The sequence below is a fragment of the Pseudoalteromonas sp. S3260 genome (assembly GCF_005886925.1).
Taxonomy (GTDB): domain Bacteria; phylum Pseudomonadota; class Gammaproteobacteria; order Enterobacterales; family Alteromonadaceae; genus Pseudoalteromonas; species Pseudoalteromonas tetraodonis.
In genome coordinates, this window is record NZ_PNCV01000283.1 from 1 (window position 1) to 432 (window position 432).

Annotated in this window: 1 protein-coding gene; it reads right to left on the bottom strand. The window is 63.2% G+C overall.

The window, feature by feature from the left end; genetic code table 11:
* Positions 1 to 160: 160 nt before the first annotated feature.
* Positions 161 to 432: hypothetical protein (locus tag CWC14_RS18490; protein ID WP_138564341.1), on the bottom strand; the 272-nt coding region annotated here is incomplete at its 5' end.

The following is a 432-nucleotide window of genomic DNA, read 5'->3' on the forward strand; positions in this document are numbered from 1 at the left end:
CACGCTATCGGCTGCCACACTATCGACCGTAATGTCGTCATTCAGCGCGACCTGGACCTTGGCATCATCGTCAGCACCAGACTCGGTCACCGTGACGTTGCTGTCGCCGTCGAAGGTCACCTTGCCGTTCGGGCCGATGTTGTGGCTGTTTCCGTTGGTGTCAGCCACGTTCCAGCCGGCATTGGCGGCGGTGTTGGCCGAGGCGAATCGCCTCATCGATAGTGCTCTCACCGGTACCGCCCACATCACTCATGGTGAAGTCGTTGCCGGTGTAGTCGGCATTACCACCCAGCACGTTGCTGGCCAGACTGTCGCCCGCCGCCTGCAGCTGGCTGCCGTTGATGGCATCGCCGCTGGAGGCGTTGATGGCGCCATCGGCTACGCCGGTGATCGTGTTGCCGGCCGCATCGATGCCGCCGGAGGTCACGCTCA